This is a genomic window from Ensifer sp. NM-2 (genome assembly GCF_003024455.1).
GTDB classification, from domain to species: Bacteria; Pseudomonadota; Alphaproteobacteria; order Rhizobiales; family Rhizobiaceae; genus Ensifer; species Ensifer canadensis.
In genome coordinates this window covers 1-451 of sequence record NZ_PVZR01000143.1, presented here as the reverse complement: position 1 = coordinate 451, position 451 = coordinate 1, and the positions used below count along the sequence as shown (strand labels likewise).

At 72.5% G+C, this 451-nt stretch carries 1 protein-coding gene; it reads left to right on the top strand.

The annotated features are described in order from the left end of the window. Window positions 1-450: acyl-CoA dehydrogenase family protein (locus C6558_RS39190; RefSeq protein WP_256372005.1), on the top strand; the 450-nt coding region annotated here is incomplete at its 5' end. Window position 451 lies beyond the last annotated feature (1 nt).

The following is a 451-nucleotide window of genomic DNA, read 5'->3' as shown; positions in this document are numbered from 1 at the left end:
TCCCGCGTCCTCTTCGCCACGCGCGCGGGCGTCGCGTGGTCCGCCCTCGGGAAGGCCGTGGGCTGCTACGAGGCGGCGGTGCAGTACGCGGGGCAGCGCGTCCAGTTCGGCCGGCCGCTGGCCGCCGCCCAGAGCGTGCAGACCCGCCTGGCCGAGATGCTCTCTCAGCTCACCCAGGTGCAGCTGCTCGTGCTGCGTGCGACCCGGCTCGAGGACGAGGGCCGGCTCACCGGGCCGATGGCGTCCATGGCCAAGTACTCGGCGACGCGCGCCGCGCGGTCCATCGCCGCGAACGCGCGCGACCTGCTCGGTGGCAACGGCATCCTCATCCAGAACGAGGTGGCTCGCCACTTCGCGGACATCGAGGCGATCCACACCTACGAGGGCACCGAGACCGTGCAGGGGCTGATCATCGGCCGCGAGATCACGGGGGTCGGCGCGTTCGTGTGAG